The sequence below is a fragment of the Bacillus sp. SIMBA_031 genome, from assembly GCF_046535225.1.
In the GTDB taxonomy this organism is placed as follows: domain Bacteria; phylum Bacillota; class Bacilli; order Bacillales; family Bacillaceae; genus Bacillus; species Bacillus velezensis.
Genome location: NZ_JAWRXC010000385.1, coordinates 1 through 260, shown reverse-complemented (window position 1 = coordinate 260; position 260 = coordinate 1). Strand labels below are relative to the sequence as shown.

Below are 260 nucleotides of genomic sequence, written 5' to 3'. Positions count from 1 at the left end.
GTTTTAGAATCTACATCAGACAAATCTGATTTAATTTTGGATTATTTCAATGGCAGTGGTACAACATCCGCAACTGCTTTGAAGATGAAAAGAAAATTTATTGGTGTTGAAATGGGTTCCTATTTCAATAGCAAGCTTCTGCCAAGAATTAAAAAAGTATTGCATGGAGATAAAAATGGAGTTTCAAAAGAAAATAATTGGAATGGCGGCGGGCTTGTTAAATACCAGGTTTTAGAAAGCTACGAAGATGCTTTAAATAA

Annotated in this window: 1 protein-coding gene; it reads left to right on the top strand. The window is 33.1% G+C overall.

Annotated features, from left to right (window positions below):
* A partial coding sequence (locus SB724_RS20735; RefSeq protein ID WP_410572818.1) for a DNA methyltransferase occupies positions 1–260 on the top strand: 260 nt, incomplete at both ends.